At 65.3% G+C, this 17530-nt stretch carries 18 protein-coding genes, 1 other RNA gene and 1 riboswitch; of the genes, 8 read left to right on the forward strand and 11 right to left on the reverse strand.

All coding sequences use genetic code 11. The features are described 5' to 3' along the window. The 7 genes from FHW73_RS11250 to mntP all read right to left on the reverse strand — a co-directional run. Positions 1 to 140: leucine zipper domain-containing protein (locus FHW73_RS11250; protein WP_183426527.1), on the reverse strand; the 140-nt coding region annotated here is incomplete at its 3' end. Between the two features lie 66 nt (positions 141 to 206). Then, complete coding sequence (locus FHW73_RS11255) at positions 207 to 1595, reverse strand: McrC family protein (RefSeq protein ID WP_221187526.1); 1389 nt, start codon at positions 1593 to 1595, stop codon at positions 207 to 209. Next, positions 1582 to 2604 (reverse strand): AAA family ATPase, encoded by a 1023-nt coding sequence (locus FHW73_RS11260; RefSeq protein ID WP_183426820.1) that lies wholly within the window; start codon positions 2602 to 2604, stop codon positions 1582 to 1584. The genes FHW73_RS11255 and FHW73_RS11260 overlap by 14 nt, the downstream gene beginning before the upstream one ends. After that, positions 2601 to 3167, reverse strand: a complete 567-nt coding sequence (locus FHW73_RS11265) for a hypothetical protein (RefSeq protein WP_183426821.1) — start codon at positions 3165 to 3167, stop codon at positions 2601 to 2603. Before FHW73_RS11265 ends, FHW73_RS11260 begins: the two co-directional genes overlap by 4 nt. After that, entirely contained in the window at positions 3100 to 4245 is a 1146-nt protein-coding gene (locus tag FHW73_RS11270; protein WP_183426822.1) for a site-specific DNA-methyltransferase, read from the reverse strand. The genes FHW73_RS11265 and FHW73_RS11270 overlap by 68 nt, the downstream gene beginning before the upstream one ends. 718 nt (positions 4246 to 4963) lie before the next feature. Continuing rightward, positions 4964 to 5461 (reverse strand): hypothetical protein, encoded by a 498-nt coding sequence (locus FHW73_RS11275; protein WP_183426823.1) that lies wholly within the window; start codon positions 5459 to 5461, stop codon positions 4964 to 4966. A 106-nt stretch (positions 5462 to 5567) separates the two neighbouring features. Further along, positions 5568 to 6158: a manganese efflux pump MntP gene (mntP, locus tag FHW73_RS11280; protein WP_183426824.1), complete on the reverse strand. Its 591-nt coding sequence runs from the start codon at positions 6156 to 6158 to the stop codon at positions 5568 to 5570. 53 nt (positions 6159 to 6211) lie between these two features. Next, positions 6212 to 6340: riboswitch (yybP-ykoY riboswitch) on the reverse strand. A gap of 197 nt (positions 6341 to 6537) precedes the next feature. Here mntP and ssrA point away from each other — a divergent pair. Then, positions 6538 to 6890, forward strand: a transfer-messenger RNA (tmRNA) gene (gene ssrA, locus FHW73_RS11285). 105 nt (positions 6891 to 6995) lie between these two features. Here ssrA and FHW73_RS11290 read toward each other — a convergent pair. Next, positions 6996 to 7271: a hypothetical protein gene (locus tag FHW73_RS11290; RefSeq protein ID WP_183426825.1), complete on the reverse strand. Its 276-nt coding sequence runs from the start codon at positions 7269 to 7271 to the stop codon at positions 6996 to 6998. 323 nt (positions 7272 to 7594) lie between these two features. Here FHW73_RS11290 and FHW73_RS11295 point away from each other — a divergent pair, with 323 nt between their 5' ends. After that, positions 7595 to 9712, forward strand: coding sequence for a CHASE domain-containing protein (locus FHW73_RS11295; protein ID WP_183426826.1), 2118 nt, complete (start codon positions 7595 to 7597; stop codon positions 9710 to 9712). 11 nt (positions 9713 to 9723) lie between these two features. Here the strand turns inward: FHW73_RS11295 and smpB are convergent, their stop codons facing one another. Beyond that, a complete protein-coding gene (gene smpB, locus FHW73_RS11300; RefSeq protein WP_047135116.1) occupies positions 9724 to 10224 on the reverse strand; it encodes an SsrA-binding protein SmpB in 501 nt (166 codons plus the stop codon). A gap of 38 nt (positions 10225 to 10262) precedes the next feature. Between smpB and FHW73_RS11305 the strand changes: the two genes are divergently transcribed. Further along, positions 10263 to 10697 carry an SRPBCC family protein gene (locus FHW73_RS11305; protein WP_183426827.1) on the forward strand — a complete coding sequence of 145 codons (435 nt, stop codon included), beginning with the start codon at positions 10263 to 10265 and terminating at the stop codon, positions 10695 to 10697. Then, positions 10694 to 10972 (forward strand): RnfH family protein, encoded by a 279-nt coding sequence (locus FHW73_RS11310; protein ID WP_183427098.1) that lies wholly within the window; start codon positions 10694 to 10696, stop codon positions 10970 to 10972. Before FHW73_RS11305 ends, FHW73_RS11310 begins: the two co-directional genes overlap by 4 nt. 7 nt (positions 10973 to 10979) lie before the next feature. Here FHW73_RS11310 and bamE read toward each other — a convergent pair whose 3' ends face one another. Beyond that, positions 10980 to 11363: an outer membrane protein assembly factor BamE gene (bamE, locus tag FHW73_RS11315; protein WP_183426828.1), complete on the reverse strand. Its 384-nt coding sequence runs from the start codon at positions 11361 to 11363 to the stop codon at positions 10980 to 10982. 128 nt (positions 11364 to 11491) lie between these two features. On the opposite strand from bamE, the gene fur reads away from it, so the two are divergent. Next, positions 11492 to 11896: a ferric iron uptake transcriptional regulator gene (gene fur, locus FHW73_RS11320; RefSeq protein ID WP_047135112.1), complete on the forward strand. Its 405-nt coding sequence runs from the start codon at positions 11492 to 11494 to the stop codon at positions 11894 to 11896. 60 nt (positions 11897 to 11956) lie between these two features. Here the strand turns inward: fur and recN are convergent, their stop codons facing one another. Continuing rightward, positions 11957 to 13627: a DNA repair protein RecN gene (gene recN, locus FHW73_RS11325; RefSeq protein WP_183426829.1), complete on the reverse strand. Its 1671-nt coding sequence runs from the start codon at positions 13625 to 13627 to the stop codon at positions 11957 to 11959. 117 nt (positions 13628 to 13744) lie between these two features. Here recN and hrcA point away from each other — a divergent pair, with 117 nt between their 5' ends. From hrcA to dnaK, 3 genes are all read left to right on the forward strand, one after another. Further along, positions 13745 to 14830 (forward strand): heat-inducible transcriptional repressor HrcA, encoded by a 1086-nt coding sequence (hrcA, locus tag FHW73_RS11330; RefSeq protein WP_183426830.1) that lies wholly within the window; start codon positions 13745 to 13747, stop codon positions 14828 to 14830. A gap of 107 nt (positions 14831 to 14937) precedes the next feature. Further along, positions 14938 to 15468, forward strand: a complete 531-nt coding sequence (gene grpE / locus FHW73_RS11335; RefSeq protein ID WP_183426831.1) for a nucleotide exchange factor GrpE — start codon at positions 14938 to 14940, stop codon at positions 15466 to 15468. Between the two features lie 133 nt (positions 15469 to 15601). Further along, positions 15602 to 17527, forward strand: coding sequence for a molecular chaperone DnaK (gene dnaK / locus FHW73_RS11340; protein ID WP_183426832.1), 1926 nt, complete (start codon positions 15602 to 15604; stop codon positions 17525 to 17527). The last annotated feature ends 3 nt before the right edge of the window (positions 17528 to 17530 follow it).

The following is a 17530-nucleotide window of genomic DNA, read 5'->3' on the forward strand; positions in this document are numbered from 1 at the left end:
TCCAGCCACTTGTACGCGGTGCGTGCGCTGACTCCGCACGCCTGCGCTGCCTCTTCCACGCGCAAGCCTTCATGCAGGATCCGACGCACCAGCAAAGCTCGACCATGCGGCGTTAATCGGGCATGTTTATGCAGGTTCATCCGGGGCTCCTGGGGGCTGGTTGGCTTCGTAACCCCCATCTTCCAGAGATGCCCCGGATGAACAACCTACTGAGAGATCACAGCTAGGCCTGGGCTCACTAGATCAGATTGAACAGGGCCTGGCCTTTTAAGTAAAACTCGTGTAATCGATCCTGCGACAATCTCGATTTCGGAAGCTAAATCATTTGTGTTGAGGTTGACTGCCAGTACCGCAATGTTTGTCTGTCCAATCCGCCCAATCGGTATCAAAGGGTGCGCGTTTGGAGGGCGTTGCGGCAAGGCGACGATTGCGAGGTTGGTTTCGTAAATTTGAGCATAGGTGACAACCTGCTCCACGTCCGCCCGATCAGGCAGGCCTCCTCCGTAAGGTTTGTACTTGACGTCGATAACTGCCAAAACTTCGCTGCCTCGACAGATAACAATGTCTGGCTTGACCGGAATTCCTTCTGCTTTTTTATGCTTCGGCTCGCTGTAAAGCACGTCTTGGAGTCCCTCAGGGTGCTTTATATTCCCATCCAGAACCCTCAGCCCGGACTCTGTCAGAGAGTCCCTCAGCCGAGTGCGTAGAAACGCCTCGAAAGCGTCTTCAAGGTTGAAGACAACTGGCGACAGGCTGAGCAGACCAGTCGCTTGGGGCTGTATGCCCGCCTGCCCGAAGACGGCGCGTGCAATAGAGCTCGCTTCCAGGTATTCCGGCCTTTTCGCGGCTTTGCCCTCGATGGGGGTGAGGGCGAGCATGGAGAGCTCTTGGCGACCGGCTTCGATGCGGCGAAAGACCTCAATGCCGTCACCCAGTTCTGCCCGCATGGTGGGCGCCCCTTTCGAGTGGCCGAGCCGCATGTAGAGCCGATGAAGGTAAAGGAGCGTGGCGAGAACCATCCGGTTTGCCGGCGTGTCAATCGTTTTGATCCACGCGCTGGAAACGGATTCCGCCCGGTTTCCTTTGAAGGCCTGTCTGACCCTGGTGGCGAAAGGCAGTATACTTCCGACAGGCGTGCGGCCCGCGACCACTGTTGGTCGATAAGAATGATCCAGCCCGTTCAATCGCATTTGCTTAGTCAAAGTCACTAGCCGCAGAGCCAGAAGGTCTATCAAGTTTTGCGGACGAAGCTGGCCTGTTGTGTAGCTCACGCTTCCAATGTGGATAACTCGCTGCTTGTTAACGGCTACATGTTCAAGCAATTCTCCCATTACACTGATGGGCACTCGGGGCCGTACCTCAACAGCAAGCCGAGCATTTAGAGGGATAAAGCCAACCCAAGAGGTCGCCCGCAGTCGAATCCTCCCCTTATCGAGAGAAACCGCCAAATACCCTGATTCTTGAACTTCTGGGTTTAAAAGCAGCCGGTCACCGCTAAAGATATAACTAGGCGAGATTGTTAGCTCACCGTGTTCCACGGTCTTGCAAATCAGAGGGCTAGAAGGATCCGGAGTGTCCGCTTCAGGGGGCGGCATTATCCGAACTCCGTAGGCCTGACGCCAGCTCCTCGTTTTCTGGAGGGGTGGGCCGGGATAGCGCCAACCAAGCCGTTTCTAGCCGCTGGCCCTCGCTGGGATCCAAGCGAGTGACCCGCTTGATGTGCGGCCAAACTTGGAACTGCCATAGACGGTCCAGTGATTCTTCGCTCACCACCCTTGCGAAATACGCATGGCCCATGTGAAGCATGTGGTTGTTAGAGCGTTGCAGAAGATTGAACAAGCGCTTTGAGCGGTCGATGACTCGCTCGCTCGCATTGTTCAACCGCAAGATGGACTCCAGCTCGGTCAGGCTAGGGCCGACCTCCAGATGTGCAAACCGGCGCTCCAACGCAACGTCGAGCTCGTCCACCGACACGTCCCACGGATTCATCGTGGCGATAATGAAAAGATTGGGCGGCAGGCTCACCGCGCGACCCGATGCGAGGTGAAAAATCTTTCCTCGCATCGACATTTCCAAGTAGGTCAATGCTTCACCGAAGACCCTCGGGACATCGGCTCGGCTTATTTCATCGATGACCAAGACGTGCTGAGCATCCGGCGCCATACGGGCGGCTCTAGCCAAGACCAAAAGGTGTTTGGACCGCCTCACAAACCCACCCGAGTCGTCAGGGCGCCAGCCTTCTACAAAATCTTCGTATTGGTAGCCTGGATGGAACTGAACTGTTCGAACCCGTCCACGAGATCCTGTCATCCTGAGGGCTAGCTGTTCGGCATACCAGCTCTTACCCGTCCCGGGCGGTCCACTCAGTATCACGCCTGCGTATCCGTCCGCCACAGCGTGCTCGGTCGAAACCCAAAGCGGATGGTCATCGGCAATTTCAACCAGAATCGGCTCTTGGTAGTCCGCTGGTGGGTCTTCTGCAACCGACAGGCGGGTCGCCTGTGATGGCAGGCCCTTGATCTCGATTCCCAAGTCACTTGGACTAAAACGCTCTTCCTCTTCTACGGGAAGCTCGGAACGGCCCTCGTGGTAGTTTCCTTTCAAAAGTAAGCTCCCTTGTAAGCAAATGGAACGCGGAACATTGTTAGTTCTTCGTGCCGCTTGATGTTGAAGTCGTGGTTGAAAATATCCAACAACCCTTCTGATGACGCATGCGATTCGGAGATCTCGTAGTCCCGATAAAGAAACACGCTTAAAGCCAGCGAGGAGATACGATTTCCCCTGAGCAGAGCCTCCAGCGCGAGTTTCGAGTGCTCCGTCTTAAGGCTAAATAGAGTGGTCGATCCTTCTTTCCTGGCAGAGACGACCCTGGTTAGTGGGGCAACGTTTCGAAGCGAGCTAAGAGCATAGGAGCCCGCAACGTTCCTGTTGTTGGTAGGGCCGCCAAAAGGCTTGATGTAGGGGTCTGCGTAAGTCATTCCACGAGCACGAAGAAAACGATCAAAGAAGTCCCTAAATCCGACCATAAGATCTGTTGTTCGTCCCTCGATGCGCGCTGCCTCTCGAACGGCGAGGTAGCCCAGGAAGTGAGTGTGGACGTTACTTTGCTCGAGTTGTGACCACGCCGCGCCGACTGCTTCTCTTCTCAATCGCCTTGTGTTTGCCATAGTCGCTCCATACGGCCTTATCCGTGACTGGAGCGAAGTCTATACCGATTGCGGATCGGTTCATTTTTTGAGCGACGCGGAGGGTGGTCCCTGTTCCCTTGAACGGGTCGAGGACAAGGCCTGGGCGAAATCCAGCGTTGCAACCGCAATCCGACCACCCGACGGTCTTCTTCTTGGCAAACGTGAACTCTCGGAAGTAGCCACCAAGAACCTTCTTCGCTTCCGCAGCAAGCACTTGAACGCTGGGAGCATTGCGCCCGGTGCCTGTCTGAACTCGTAGTGCCTTACCGGCGTCTGAGATGCCCGTGGCCTGAATTGCCGCGATATGACGCGGCGTGAGTCCGTGCTCCTTGGCCAGCGCCATGGCTCGCACCGCCTGGGGTCGCGAGGGGTCGAGCTCGGCAGTGCGAGCGATGATGCGCTGCCTAGGTTTGCCGCAGGCATTGCACACCATCAAGGGGCAAGCCAGGGTCACTGCCCGTTCCACCAGCTCCTCAGGGAAAGGCGCGAGGTGACTTCCCATGCTTCGCTGAAGCGCGATGTTCCAGACGTCGCTGGGCGTGCTCCCGTTACCAAAACGCTCTGCGTAGGCAAACGTGTCGTAATAGTAGTCGCCATCGCGGGTGAAGTGAAGGATGTATTCGTGCCGATTAGCCAAGCGGTTCTTGGCAGGCTCCGGCATGCCGCCCTCTTTGGCCCAAATGATTCGGTTGCGTAGCCTCCAGCCATCGTCCGCCGCTGCAGCTTCCACACGTCCCGGAACGCCCGCCAGGGACTTCTTGTGATACGTGTCCCCAAGGTTGACGAAGACCGACCCATGAGGAGCCAAAAGGCGGCGCCACTCCCGAAGGCAGTCCACCATCGTCGCGGCGAATTCCTTCGGAGTGGCCTCCTGCCCGATCTGCCCGGCAAAGTTGTAGTCGCGCTTTCGCCAATAGGGAGGGGACGTTACCACCACGTCCGCCAGCGGGCCGTCGAGCGGGATTGCTCTCGCATCCGCTTGGATCTCGCTCAGGGTGGGCGCGCTGACAATCGGTTCAGCGGGATGCTTCTTCGCTGGTTTGGCAGCCATCTTCATCTCAAACAAGGGTGGAGCGGCAGTTCAAAGCATGCCGATTCAAACAAGATCCCTACATCTTCTGAGGCCCAAGAGCCGTCATCACAATGCCGAGGTGCGACGTTTTAGCACACGACTTGGACCTCGTCGAGTCCTAGTGAGAGCGTGCGCTGGACCGATCTCAAGGGGCGCGACGACACCGAACTTTGGATTCGTAGCTCCTGACCAGTTGAAGGAGAAGTCAGTCAAGCAGAGAAGTGGGTTTCGTCAAGCGCGCCTCAAGTCTCAGGCGTTGGCAGAGCTTTCGCTGTCTATGCGGCCTTGCACAAGAGGTCGGTCGCGCATTCGGGCTTCTGTGCAAAGCCATCAAATGCAACTTCGAAGCAAAAGCGAATCAAGCAAGAGCGCACTTAGGCATTCCTACGGAATGCGTGCGCAAGGGGCTGGCGCCCCTTGACCCCAAGCGCTTCGCGTTCGCGAACAGCAAGGGCCGAGAAGCGAGATTGGGACATGGGCACGCTCCGCCATCCTGATTATCCGGCCCGCATGCGTGTGATGCCGCCCGCGGCGGCGCTTGGCTGACTGCAGGCCAACCGCGAGAGCATCGCGTGCCACGGAAGTTGGCGGGCTGGCTATGATCTCGACACAAAACAGGACACATCCTGATTTGGGTTCTGTAATGAGATCAATGGGTTGGGTGAGAGTTGATCCGGTCCCCCTCTCTCCGCCAATCCTCGCCTCAACTCAACGCCGACGCCTCCTCATACGGCAGATGTCGCGCACCCGCGGCTTGCAGCGCGGCCTCGGCACGCGCCAACGCGTCGCCTTCACCATCGATGACGATCAGGATGCGGCCCGCCTCGATCTCATCCTCGAACGTGCGCCGCACCGGATCGGGCAGGGAAGCGCCGACCAACGACGATGCCCAAGTGCCGACGGCCGCGCCGCCCAGCGTCGTCAAGGCGACGCCAGCGAGAGTCAGTCCAAGCGGCGGCACCGCCACCGCCACCAGGCCTGCGATCAGGCCTGTCGCCCCGCCCAAGCCGGCCCCGCGCATCGCGGCGTGCTTGAAGTCGGTGGGGGCTTCTTTCTGATGCTCGGGCACGCTTTCGAGTTCGATGTCCGACCGAGCGATCACCGAAATGGCATCGTCTTCGATGCCCGCGTCGCGCACCTCACGGATGGCGGTCTGTGCGGCGGGCAGGGAATCGGTGCTGTAGACGCGGCGGACTTTCATCGAGGACGCTCCGGCTGACGATCATTCGAGCTTCGGGGAGCCCTCGTGTGGCCACCGTGAACCGTGCGCATCGTGGACGGCGCCGCCGCGCACGCATGGCGCACTGTTACAGCGTAGGCAGACCACCTCCGCCGCCGAGGTGCTCATAGAGGATGGCCGCGCCGATGCCGATCAGGATCAATCCGCCAATGATTTCGGCGCGTTTGCCAGCGAGCGCGCCCAGCACGCGTCCGAGCATGATGCCGGTGGTCACCATGACCAGGGTGCAGATGCCGATGACGGTCGCCACCAGGGCGATGTTGACGTCGAGGAAGGCCAGGCCCACACCGACGGCCATCGCGTCGATGCTGGTGGCAAAGCCAGTCGCGGCGAGGTTCCAGAAGCCGTGTCGGGCGGGGGCAGCATCCGGGTCGTCTTCGGGTGTCTTGCGCAGGCCGGCGTGAATCATGCGCGCGCCGAGCAGGCCCAGCAGGACGAACGCGATCCAATGGTCCCAGGCGGTGACATAGGCGGCCGCAGCCAGGCCCAATGCCCAGCCGATCACGGGTGTGAGCGCCTCGATCGTGCCGAAGATCACACCGGCGCGTAGCGCCTGGAGAAAGCGGGGGCGTCGCATCGCCGCGCCCTTGCCAACAGCCGCGGCGAAGGCGTCGGTCGACATGGCGAAGCCGATCAGGAGGATAGAAGCCAGGGACATCGTGAGCATCGATCGGGGCCGGGCAAGCGCGACAACGGCATGCCGGCACGCCCAACCCGCGTGATGCCGGTACACCGCTGGTCTCGCCAACCTGGACTGGTCGCACGCGCCACGATCGCAATGGATCGAGTGTGTTGACGCGGGCGCTTCCGCAGTGCGGAAGCCGGCTACTCCCCAAGGGGACGCGCATGCTAGCAGCACCGATCGAACGATGCGACGTTATAGCCGATGACATTTCTCATAGTTGGAACGATTGCACTGGGCATGATGCCGTGGGGCCGGCCCGCCGATGAACCTGCGCTCGCATCCTGGCGCCGCCCGCTTGCATCGCATCAGGCCGCCCCTATACTGCGTGCATCAGCGTAAGTTCTGATTCCCCGGGGGTGCCATGGCTTCGACGGGGGTCGCGAAATTACCTGGTGCATGCCGAGGGGGCAGCTTTCCTCGTAAATCCAGCGGCAAACTTTTAGTTGCCAACGACGACAACTACGCTCTCGCCGCTTAAGGCGTAAGCCCCGAACCCACTTGTGCCTGTGCTCGTGGATGTAGGGTCATCATCACAGGAACCAGCCGCGGCGGCCGCCTGTCTGCCGTGGTTGAACTGACAGGCTGGTCCCGGGATGCGCTTTGCGCACCGTGCTGTTCCGGGGCGAGATCCAACGGTGCGCTAAGCATGTAGTACCGGGGATGGAGTGCCTTCGGACGCGGGTTCGACTCCCGCCACCTCCACCAAACATTGGTCCCACACGAAAGGCCGGAGAATCTCTCCGGCCTTTTCGTTTCGTGTGCCGCGTGTGTGTCCGCGTCAAGGCGGGGGCGGGACGGTCGAGACCAGATCTATGACCCGCGCCGCCCACGTGCATCGAGCACGCCGCGAGCTGCGCTGTCGGAGGAGACGCGCAGGTTCAGCGATTTGCAGCGCTCGATGCCGGCGAGGGTCAGCGCCAGTTCGCCGTCGGGCGTCCGATCGACCAGCCCGCTGGCGACGAGTCGATCGATGAGTGGTGACGCCTCGGGATCCAGGGGTTGCTGCAGGTCGATGCGGGTCAGGCACTCGAGCAGATCCGACTCCTGGGTGCCGATGGCATCGATTTCGATGGAGAAGCGGTGCATGGGGTGCTCTTGGGGCCAGGGGCCGCGTCCAGCGCCCCTTGGGGCCGCCAGGCTAGCAGCCTGTGGGCCACCCGGTCGGTGCGGTTCCGCGCTCAGCGCGTCTGTGAGGGAGCGGCCGTGCAGTTACCTACTCCAGCGGATCGGACAGCGGGGGTGCTGCGCGGAGCCGTCCAGTTCCTGTCCATGCCGGGTTGGCGGCGCTGGGGGGCGATGTCTTCGCGTCGTCAGGCCGTTATCCTGTCGCGATGGCTGGATCCTCGCCTTTTCAACGCCTTACGCCCGCTTCGCTGCGGGCGCGGCTGCGCCGTGGGTATGGGCTCGCGGTGCTGGTGTTGGTTGGCGCGCTACTGATGGTCGCGCTGTACGCGCACAACGCGAGCGAGCGCGAGCAGCGGCTGGCCGAGGGCAGCTTCGTCGCCGAGGCCGAGCGTCTGGCCGACGCGGTCCGTCAGCGTCTGCTGCAGTACGAGCTGAGTATCCGGGGCGGGGTGGCGCTGCACAGTGCGGCGGCGGACATGCCGACCACCCGGCAATGGCGCGGCTATGTCGAGGGCCTGGACATCGCCCGGCAACTGCCGGGCATGGTCGGGCTGGGCTATGTCGCTTATGTGGACCCGCGTGGGCTGGCCGAGCTGCAGTTGCGGCGGCGGGCGCAGGGCGAGGGCCTGTTTTCGGTCACGCCGCGCGGCGCGCGCGAGCAGTATGGCGCGATTGTGTACTTCGAGCCGGAGACGCTCGGCTCGCGCGCGACGATCGGCTACGACCAGCTCAGCGATCCGGTGCGCCGCGCGGCAATGGAGGCTGCGCGCGATACCGGGCAGGTGCGCCTGAGTGCGCCGGTGACCTTGCGTCCCATGGTCGCCGATGGCGAGCCGGGAGTGCTGATGTTCGGGCCGGTCTACCGCACGGCGCGGTTTCCCGAGACGCCGGTCGCGCGCGAGAACGCGTTGATGGGCTGGGTGTTCGCGCCGTTCCGCTCCGAGGAGTTCATCGATCGGTCGGGCGTCGGTGCCGGCTCGCAGACGGCCTTCCGCATCGTGGATGTGACCGATGGCGGCGATGCGCCGGTGCTGCAGACGCGCAACTTCGACGCCGATCCCTCGGGGCGGGTGCTCCATTCGTTGACCCAGACGGTCTACGGGCGCACCTGGCGTTACGACTTCCAGCACATCGGGCCGCTGACCTCAGGCGGCATGCGCGAGCTGCAGACCACGCTGGTGACCGGGGTGCTGGCGTCGTTGCTGCTGTTCGCGGTGGTGCTCACCCTGGCCAGGACACAGTCGCGCGCGGAGTTCCTGGCGCGCCGGCTCAGTGATTCCTACCGCCGCAGCGAGCAGCGATTCCGCAATGCGATGCGCTACTCGGCCATCGGCATGGTGCTGCTGGACCGCAACGGCGCCATCGTCGAGACCAATCCGGCGATGGCGCAGATCGCGGGTCTGGAGCAGGCGGCGATGACCGGCACGCGGCTGAGCGACTACTTCGTCGACGCGCAGGATCAGGTCACACGGACACAGGAAATGCAGGCCCTGCGCGAGGGGGTGCACCGCAGCACCCGGCGCCTGCGCCGCTGCGATGGCGACATCCGCCAGGTGCATCTGGCCTCGACGTTGGTGATGGGCGAGGCCGATAGCGAGGTCACGCGCCTGGTGCAGGTCGACGACGTGACCGAGCGCTTGCGCGCCGAGGCGCAGGTGCATGCGCTCAATCGCACGCTGGAATCGCGTGTGGAGCAGCGGACCCGCGAGCTCACCCAGGCCAACCACGAACTGGAATCGTTCGCCTACATCGTCTCGCACGACTTGCGTGCGCCGCTGCGCAGCATCGACGGCTTCGGACGGATCCTGGCCGAGCGCTACGGCGATGCGATCGATGCGCAGGGGCAGGACTATCTGGCGCGGGTGCGCAATGCGGCTGCGCGCATGGACGCGTTGATCGACGCCTTGCTGAAGATGTCGCGCATCAGCCGCGGTGAATTCAAGCGCAGCCCGCTGGACCTGAGCCGGCTAGCGGAAGAGGTAGTGACCGAGCTGCGCCAGGCCGAGCCGGCGCGGCGGGTCGAGGTCGTCATCGCGCCGGGGCTGATTGCCGAGGGCGACGCGGCGCTGGTGCGCAACCTGCTGCAGAACCTGCTCGGCAACGCCTGGAAGTTCACCGCCGATACCGGCGAGGCCAGGATCGAGTTCGGCCGCGGCGCCGATGGCGCGTTCTTCGTGCGCGACAACGGCGCGGGCTTCAACGCCGAGTATGCAGGCAAGCTGTTCCGTCCGTTCCAGCGCCTGCACCGCGAGGACGAGTACAAGGGGCACGGGGTGGGGCTGGCGTCGGTCAAGCGCATCGTCGAGCGCCACGGCGGCACGATCTCGGCCGAAGGCACGCCGGGGCAGGGCGCGACGTTCCGCTTCACGCTGGCGCGCAAGCCGGAGCCGTCGCGGCCCTGAGGTGTCGGCGGTCAGGCGTCCTTGTTGTGCCGGCGCAGCAGCCGCTGCTTGTCGCGCGCCCAGTCGCGTTCGCGCTCGGTCTCGCGCTTGTCGTGCTTCTGCTTGCCCTTGGCGAGCGCGATCTCGGCCTTGATCTTGTTGCCCTTCCAGTACAGCGCGGTCGGCACGACGGTGTAGCCGTCGCGCTGCACGCGGCCGACGAGCACGTCGATCTCGCGCCTATGCAGCAGCAGCTTGCGCGTGCGGTGGGCATCGGCCACGACGTGCGTGGAGGCCTGGATCAGCGGGGTGATCTGGGCGCCGAACAGGAACAGTTCACCGTGGCGGATGACGGCGTAACTCTCGCCGATGTTGGCGCGCCCGGCGCGGATGGCCTTGAGCTCCCAGCCCTGCAGCGCCAGGCCGGCCTCGTAGCGGTCCTCGAGGTGGTATTCGTGGCGCGCGCGCTTGTTCAGCGCGATGGTGCCGGTGCTGTTTGCTTTATCCTTGGCCTTGCCGCTTTTCTTGCTCATTTCCCCATTGTCCTCGAAGCACGTCCTCCAGGCGAGTCATGCCCAAGATCGAACGTAGCGCCCTTGTCGGGCAACCGGCCGAGCGCATGTTTGCGCTGGTCAATGATGTGCCTGCTTATCCGCGCCGGTTCGCCTGGTGCGATTCGGCGCAGGTCCTCGAATCGGGCGACGACCGCATCGTCGCCCGGCTGGATCTGGGTCTGGGCGCTTTGCGGACGTGGTTCACGACCGAGAACATCCTGTCGCCGCCCGATACCATCGACATGCAGTTGCGCGACGGCCCGTTCAAGTCGCTGCACGGGCGCTGGACGTTCCGTGCGCTGGATCCGAGCTCGTGCAAGGTGTCGCTGTCGCTGGAGTTCGAGCCCAGCAGCCGCCTGATGCTGCCGGCGCTCACACTCGGGTTCCGCGGGCTTGCCGATCGCATGGTCAACGATTTCATCCGGGTCGCCGAGCGCGAGCCGGCCGGCTGAGCGCGACGATGCGGATCGAGGTCGTTGACGCGCAGCCGCGGGCGTACCGCAGCTGGACGCTCGCGCTGCCTGACGGCGCCGATGTCGCGATGGCGTTGGCGGCCTTGCCCGATCCGGCGGTGCTGGCCGGCATTGCCGGCTATGCGGTGTATGGCGTACGCGTGGAAGCCGCTGCGAAACTGCTTGACGGCGACCGCCTGGAGCTGTTGCGCCCGTTGCAGCTCGACCCCAAAGAAGCGCGCAGGCGCCGCGCGGCGAAGCGCGACGCGGACTGACGCGCCGTCAGCGGCGCTTGCCGCGCTCCTTGGGCAGGTTGCCGAACTTGCGCATCTGCTCGGCCAGTTCCTGATCGCGGTTGGGGAAGTAGTCGCCTTCCCAGCGTGCGAGCTGGTCGTTCTCGAAGTAGACCGTGAAGTTCTTCACCTCGGTCTGGCCGCTGCGGCCGACCCGCTGGGTGGCGGTGTAATCCCAGCGCTGGTGATGGAACGGGTCGGCAATCGCGGGCGAGCCCAGCAGCGCCTCGACCTGCGGCTTGCCCATGCCCACCTGCAGTTGTTCGACCGCGGACTGCTCGATCAGGTTGCCCTGATAGATCGGCTGCTTGTAGACCAGGGCGCAGCCGCTGGTGGCCAGGACGAGGGCCGAGACGAGAATGACTTTCTGCATGGCGGAGGGCAGGGGCCGGGGGCTGCGGAGACCGGGCCGATGATACACTGCGCGTCACGCCGCCACCGCGATTCAGGCAGCCGGCGTTCAACCGCCAGTGAATGCCGGCCTGTACTCGGAGACACTTCATGGAATCGCTCGACCTGCGCAAGGCAGGACTGAAAGTCACCCACCCGCGCATGCGGATTCTGGACCTGCTGGAGCAGCGCACGCCGCGGCAGCATCTCACCGCCGAGGACATCTACCGGCAGTTGCTCGAGCAGGGCGACGAGATCGGGTTGGCGACGGTGTACCGGGTGCTCACCCAGTTCGAGGCCGCGGGCCTGGTGCTCAAGCACAATTTCGAGGGGGGGCACGCGGTCTACGAGCTCGACCGTGGCGGCCACCACGACCACATGGTGGACGTGGACACCGGCAAGATCATCGAGTTCGAAAGCGCAGAGATCGAAAAGCTGCAGCACGAGATCGCTGAGCGCTACGGCTACCACCTCGAGGATCACTCGCTGGTGCTGTACGTGCGCAAGCGCCGCTGAACGAAGCGGCCGGCGGCCGAGCGCGCGATCTGCAGGCGCGGCCCGAGGCCACGCCGCCGTTCAGGGACCGGCTGTCTCCAGCAGCTTCCGGGCCGCGGCGCGGGCCTCGCTGCTGACTTCGACTCCGCCGAGCATCCGCGCCAGCTCTTCGGTACGGGCTTCGGCATCGAGCAGGCTGACCCGGCTTTCGGTCGCACCGCCGCTCGCGGCCTTGTGCACGCGATAGTGCGCGTGCCCCTTGGAGGCGACCTGGGGCAGGTGGGTCACGCACAGCACCTGACGGCTGGCGCCCAGCGCGCGCAGCTTGCGGCCAACGATGTCGGCGACCGCGCCGCCGATGCCCGAGTCGACCTCGTCAAAGACCATCGTCGGCACCGCGTCGTGGCCCAGCGCCGCGACCTCGATCGCCAGCGAGATACGCGACAGTTCACCACCCGAGGCCACCCGGCGCAGCGGCCGCGGCGGCTGACCGGCATTCGCCGAGACCATGAACTCGATGCGCTCGGCACCCTGCGGATCGGGCCGGTCGTGCTCGACCGGCTCGAACGCGATCTCGAACGTCCCGCCGCCCATGCCCAGTTCGTGGATCAGCGCGGTCGTCGCCTTCGACAACGCCTTGCCGGCCTTGCGGCGGGCGGTGCCCAAACGGTCGGCGGCGGTGCGCCAGCGTGCGAATGCCGCGTCGATCTCGCCGTCCAGGCGCGCCAGGCGTTCGCCAGCGCCGTCGAGCTGTTCGAGTTCGGCAGCCAGCCGCTGCTGGACCTCGCTCAGTTCCTCGGGCGTGACCCGGTGTTTGCGCGCCAGCTCGTGCAGCCGGCCCAGGCGTTGCTCGAGCAGTTCGAGTTCGGCCGGGTCGATGTCGAGGTCGTCGCGGACCTGCCCGAGCAGGCGGGTGGCCTCGTCGAGCTGGATCGTGGCGGCATCGAGCATCGCGTCCACCTCGCCCAGCCGCGGTTCGTGCGCACGCATCCGGCCCAGCTCGTGGCGCAGGGCATGCAGCGCCTGCGGCAGGCCGACGGCGTCCTCGCCGCTCATCCGGGCCAGCGCGGCGTCGCAGGTCTGGATCAGGCCGGCGGCGTTGGCGTGACGCCGGTGCGCGACGTGCAGTTCGGCGATCGCTTCGGGCTCCAACCGCTCGCCTTCCAGCTCGTCGAGCTGGTGGCGCAGCCAGTCGCGGCGCTCGCCGACATCGCCGATGCCGATCAGCGCCTCGCGCTCGCCCTGCAATGTGCGCCAGTCCTGCGCTGCGCTGCGGACCGCGGCCAGCAGCGCACCATTACCGGCCTGGGCATCGAGCAGCGCCAGCTGGCTGCCGCGTGCCAGCAGCGCCTGGTGTTCGTGCTGGCCGTGGATCTCGACCAGGCGTCCGGCGAGCTCGGACAGCTGGGCGATCGTCGCCGGCCGCCCATTGATCCAGGCCCGCGAGCCGCCGTCGGCGCGCAGCGTGCGCCGCAACTGGCAGGTCACGCCTTCGTCGAGCTCGTTGTCGCGCAGCCAGCGCAGCGCGGGCGCGGCGTCGTCCAGCGTGAATTCGGCATGCAGCTCGGCGCGCTCGGCGCCGTGGCGGACGATGCCGCTGTCGGCGCGCTGGCCGGACAGAAAGCCCAGCGCATCGACCAGCAGCGACTTGCCGGCGCCGGTCTCGCCGGAGATGACGGTCAGCCCCGGACCGAACTCGAGGTCGGTGGCGGTGGCGACGGCGAAGTTGCGGATGGCGAGGTGGGTGAGCATCGGTGGAATTGTGCCTTGGCGGCCTGCGGTCGTGTAGCGGCGGCTTGATAGCCCGCGCGCGTCTCACCGGTGGAGACCGCGCTTGCATCGGTGGCGGCGGCGCCGTATACCGCCCGCATGTCGTCCGACACCCGCCATCCGCTCGACCCGCGCGCCCGCCAACTGCTGCGCACGTTGATCGGGCGGCACATCCGCGACGGCGAGCCGGTCGGGTCGCAGACGCTCGCCCGGCATGCCGGGCTGGATGTGAGCCCGGCGACCATCCGCAACATCCTGGCCGACCTGGAGGAGGCCGGGCTGCTGAGCTCCCCGCACACCTCGGCCGGCCGCGTGCCGACCGCGCAGGGCTACCGCGTGTTCGTCGATTCGCTGTTGCAGGTCAAGCCGCTGCGCGAGCAGGAACTGGTGCGGTTGCGCGGCGAACTGATCGGCGCCGGCGGGCACCAGTCGCTGCTGGGCAGCGCGTCGGAGCTGGTTTCGGCGATGACGCGCTTCGTCGGCGTGGTTTCGGTGCCGCGACGCGAGCAACTGGCGTTCCGGCACATCGATTTCGTGCCGCTCGACGGCCAGCGGGTCATGGCGATCATCGTGTTCGCCGACCACGAGGTGCAGAACCGGATCTTCCAGACCCGGCGCAGCTTCGACGCCGCCGAGCTCGAGCGCGTGGCCAATTACCTGAACCAGCATTGCGCCGGCCGGCCGATGGCGGTGGTGCGGGCGACGCTGGTCGAGGAACTGCGCCACGCCCGCGACGAGATGGAGGCGCTGCTGGCGCAGACGATGGAACTGGCCGAACAGGCGCTGGTGCCGGCAGATGAGGACATGGTGCTGGCCGGGCAGAATCGGCTGATCGGGGTGCAGGACCTGTCGGATCTGGACCGGCTGCGCGAGCTGTTCGAGGCGTTTTCCCGCAAGCGCGAAATCCTGCAGTTGCTCGAACGCACCCTGCACGCACCGGGCGTGCGCATCTTCATTGGCGAGGAAACCGGCCTGGCGCCGCTGGAGGGCGTGTCGCTGGTCACCGCGCCCTATGCCGCGGGCGGGCGGACGCTGGGCGTATTGGGCGTGATCGGCCCGACCCGCATGGCCTACGACCGAGTGATCCCGGTGGTGCAGGCGACCGCCGATCTGTTGGGCGCAGCGCTCGGCGGCCATCCCGCGGCAGGCGACGGTGCGCCGGGCCGCACGCCAGACGCGGCCTAACGTCACCGGGCGCGGAGGCGTCGAGTTCCCGGCCGCGGCTTGAAACCGCGGCGGCCAGCCCCATAGCTGGGCGGGTCGGCGGCCAGACGCCCGCCCCGGAACCAGACATGACCCAGGAACAGCACGAGACGCAGCACCCCGAAACCCAGGAGTCCGACGACCAGGCCACGCCGGTCGAGGCCCAGCTGACCGAGCAGGTCGAGCTGCTGAAGGCCGAGCTCGAACAGGTGCGCGCCCAGAGCCTGCTCGAGCGCGCCGACCTTGAGAACCAGCGCAAGCGCCTGGCGCGCGAGATCGAGACCGCGCGCCGGTTCGCCAACGAGCGCCTGCTCTCGTCGCTGGTGCCGGTGTTCGATGCGCTCGAGGCAGGCCTTGCGAGTGCGCCGGAAAACGATCCGCTGCGCGCCGGCGTCGAACTGACGCTGCGCGAACTGGTCAAGGCGACCGAGGGCAACGGCCTGCGCGTGGTCGCGCCGGCGGCGGGTGACCCCTTCGACCCTGAACACCATCAGGCGATGAGCATCGTCGAGGTGCCGGGGGTGCCGCCGGGCGCCGTCGCCCAGGTCTTCCAGAAGGGCTACCTGCTCAACGAGCGCCTGCTGCGCCCGGCGATGGTGGTCGTGGCCAAGGACGACTGAGCACGACCGGCGCCAGACGGGCGCCATTGCGCATCACACCGCTTGAACGCTGTGTTGCGCGTCCCCAGATACCCCGCATCGACGGCCTCGCCGCCGTCCCCGCACAACGACATTTCCTAGAGGAAGCACTGCAATGGCAAAGATCATCGGCATCGATCTCGGCACGACCAATTCGTGCGTGGCGATCATGGACGGCGGCAAGGCCAAGGTCATCGAGAACAGCGAAGGCGACCGCACCACGCCGTCGATCGTCGCCTATACCAAGGACGGCGAGGTGCTGGTCGGCGCCTCGGCCAAGCGCCAGGCCGTCACCAATCCCAACAACACGTTCTTCGCGGTCAAGCGCCTGATCGGCCGCAAGTTCAAGGACGCCGAGGTCCAGAAGGACATCGGTCTTGTGCCCTACAAGATCCTCGAGCACGACAACGGCGATGCCTGGGTCGCGACCAGCGACGGCAAGAAGCTGTCGGCGCAGGAAGTCTCGGCGCGCATCCTCGAGAAGATGAAGAAGACCGCCGAGGACTACCTGGGCGAGAAGGTCACCGAGGCGGTGATCACGGTGCCGGCGTACTTCAACGACAGTCAGCGCCAGGCGACCAAGGACGCCGGTCGCATCGCCGGTCTCGACGTCAAGCGCATCATCAACGAGCCGACCGCAGCGGCCCTGGCCTACGGCCTGGACAAGAGCGGCGGCGACCGCAAGGTCGCGGTCTACGACCTGGGTGGCGGCACCTTCGACGTGTCGATCATCGAGATCGCGGAAGTCGACGGCGAGAAGCAGTTCGAGGTGCTGGCGACCAACGGCGACACCTTCCTCGGCGGCGAGGACTTCGACGCGCGCGTCATCGACTACCTCGTCGAGGAGTTCCAGAAGGATCAGGGCATCGACCTGCGCAAGGACCCGCTGGCGCTGCAGCGCCTGAAGGATGCGGCCGAGCGCGCCAAGATCGAGCTGTCCTCGTCGCAGCAGACCGAAGTCAATCTGCCCTACGTCACTGCCGACGCCTCGGGCCCGAAGCATCTGAACATCAAGCTGACCCGCGCCAAGCTCGAAGCGCTGGTCGAGGACCTGATCAAGCGCTCGATCGAGCCCTGCCGCATCGCGCTCAACGATGCCGGCCTGCGCGCGTCCGACGTCAACGAGGTCATCCTCGTCGGCGGCCAGACCCGCATGCCCAAGGTGCAGCAGGCCGTTGCCGACTTCTTCGGCAAGGAGCCGCGCAAGGACGTGAACCCCGACGAGGCGGTCGCGATCGGCGCGGCGGTGCAGGGCGGCGTGCTGGCCGGCGACGTCAAGGACGTGCTGCTGCTCGACGTGACCCCGCTGAGCCTGGGCATCGAGACCCTGGGCGGGGTGTTCACCAAGATCATCGAGAAGAACACCACGATCCCGACCAAGGCCTCGCAGACCTTCTCCACCGCCGACGACAACCAGTCGGCCGTGACCGTGCACGTGCTGCAGGGCGAGCGTGAGCAGGCCCGCTTCAACAAGTCGCTGGCGCGCTTCGACCTGACCGGCATCGACCCGGCGCCGCGCGGCATGCCGCAGGTCGAGGTGTCGTTCGACATCGACGCCAACGGCATCCTGCACGTGTCGGCCAAGGACAAGAAGACCGGCAAGGAGCAGAAGGTCGAGATCAAGGCCGGTTCGGGTCTGTCGGATGACGAGATCCAGCGGATGGTCGCCGACGCCGAGGCGCACCGCGAGGACGACCGTAAGTTCCAGGAGCTCGTCGCTGCGCGCAACCAGGCCGATGCGCTGGTGCACGCAACCCGCAGCGCGATCAAGGACAACGGCGACAAGGTGCCCGGCGATGTGATCGGCAACGCCGAGGCGGCGATCGCCGAGGTCGAGACCGCGATGAAGGGGGACGACAAGGCGCAGATCGAGGCCAAGTCCAAGAAGCTCGAGGAAGTCTCGCAGCAGCTGTTCGCCGCCGCGGCCGCGGCCGGCCAGCAGGGCGGTGGCGACGTCGGCGGGCAGGGCGATGCGCCCAAGTCCGACGACGTGGTCGATGCCGAGTTCACCGAGGTCAAGGACGACGAGAAGAAGGCGTAATCG

This window comes from Luteimonas sp. RC10, assembly GCF_014192745.1.
In the GTDB taxonomy this organism is placed as follows: domain Bacteria; phylum Pseudomonadota; class Gammaproteobacteria; order Xanthomonadales; family Xanthomonadaceae; genus Luteimonas.

Excerpts from the sequence above, each read along its gene's own strand:
- mntP (WP_183426824.1), bottom strand. The coding sequence starts at position 6,158 with ATGTCCCTGGCTTCTATCCTCCTGATCGGCTTCGCCATGTCGACCGAC.
- fur (WP_047135112.1), top strand. The coding sequence starts at position 11,492 with ATGGAATCGCTCGACCTGCGCAAGGCAGGACTGAAAGTCACCCACCCG.
- FHW73_RS11265 (WP_183426821.1), bottom strand. The coding sequence starts at position 3,167 with ATGGCAAACACAAGGCGATTGAGAAGAGAAGCAGTCGGCGCGGCGTGG.
- smpB (WP_047135116.1), bottom strand. The coding sequence starts at position 10,224 with ATGAGCAAGAAAAGCGGCAAGGCCAAGGATAAAGCAAACAGCACCGGC.
- recN (WP_183426829.1), bottom strand. The coding sequence starts at position 13,627 with ATGCTCACCCACCTCGCCATCCGCAACTTCGCCGTCGCCACCGCCACC.
- FHW73_RS11270 (WP_183426822.1), bottom strand. The coding sequence starts at position 4,245 with ATGAAGATGGCTGCCAAACCAGCGAAGAAGCATCCCGCTGAACCGATT.
- grpE (WP_183426831.1), top strand. The coding sequence starts at position 14,938 with ATGACCCAGGAACAGCACGAGACGCAGCACCCCGAAACCCAGGAGTCC.
- dnaK (WP_183426832.1), top strand. The coding sequence starts at position 15,602 with ATGGCAAAGATCATCGGCATCGATCTCGGCACGACCAATTCGTGCGTG.
- FHW73_RS11255 (WP_221187526.1), bottom strand. The coding sequence starts at position 1,595 with ATGCCGCCCCCTGAAGCGGACACTCCGGATCCTTCTAGCCCTCTGATT.
- FHW73_RS11305 (WP_183426827.1), top strand. The coding sequence starts at position 10,263 with ATGCCCAAGATCGAACGTAGCGCCCTTGTCGGGCAACCGGCCGAGCGC.
- FHW73_RS11275 (WP_183426823.1), bottom strand. The coding sequence starts at position 5,461 with ATGAAAGTCCGCCGCGTCTACAGCACCGATTCCCTGCCCGCCGCACAG.
- FHW73_RS11290 (WP_183426825.1), bottom strand. The coding sequence starts at position 7,271 with ATGCACCGCTTCTCCATCGAAATCGATGCCATCGGCACCCAGGAGTCG.
- hrcA (WP_183426830.1), top strand. The coding sequence starts at position 13,745 with ATGTCGTCCGACACCCGCCATCCGCTCGACCCGCGCGCCCGCCAACTG.
- bamE (WP_183426828.1), bottom strand. The coding sequence starts at position 11,363 with ATGCAGAAAGTCATTCTCGTCTCGGCCCTCGTCCTGGCCACCAGCGGC.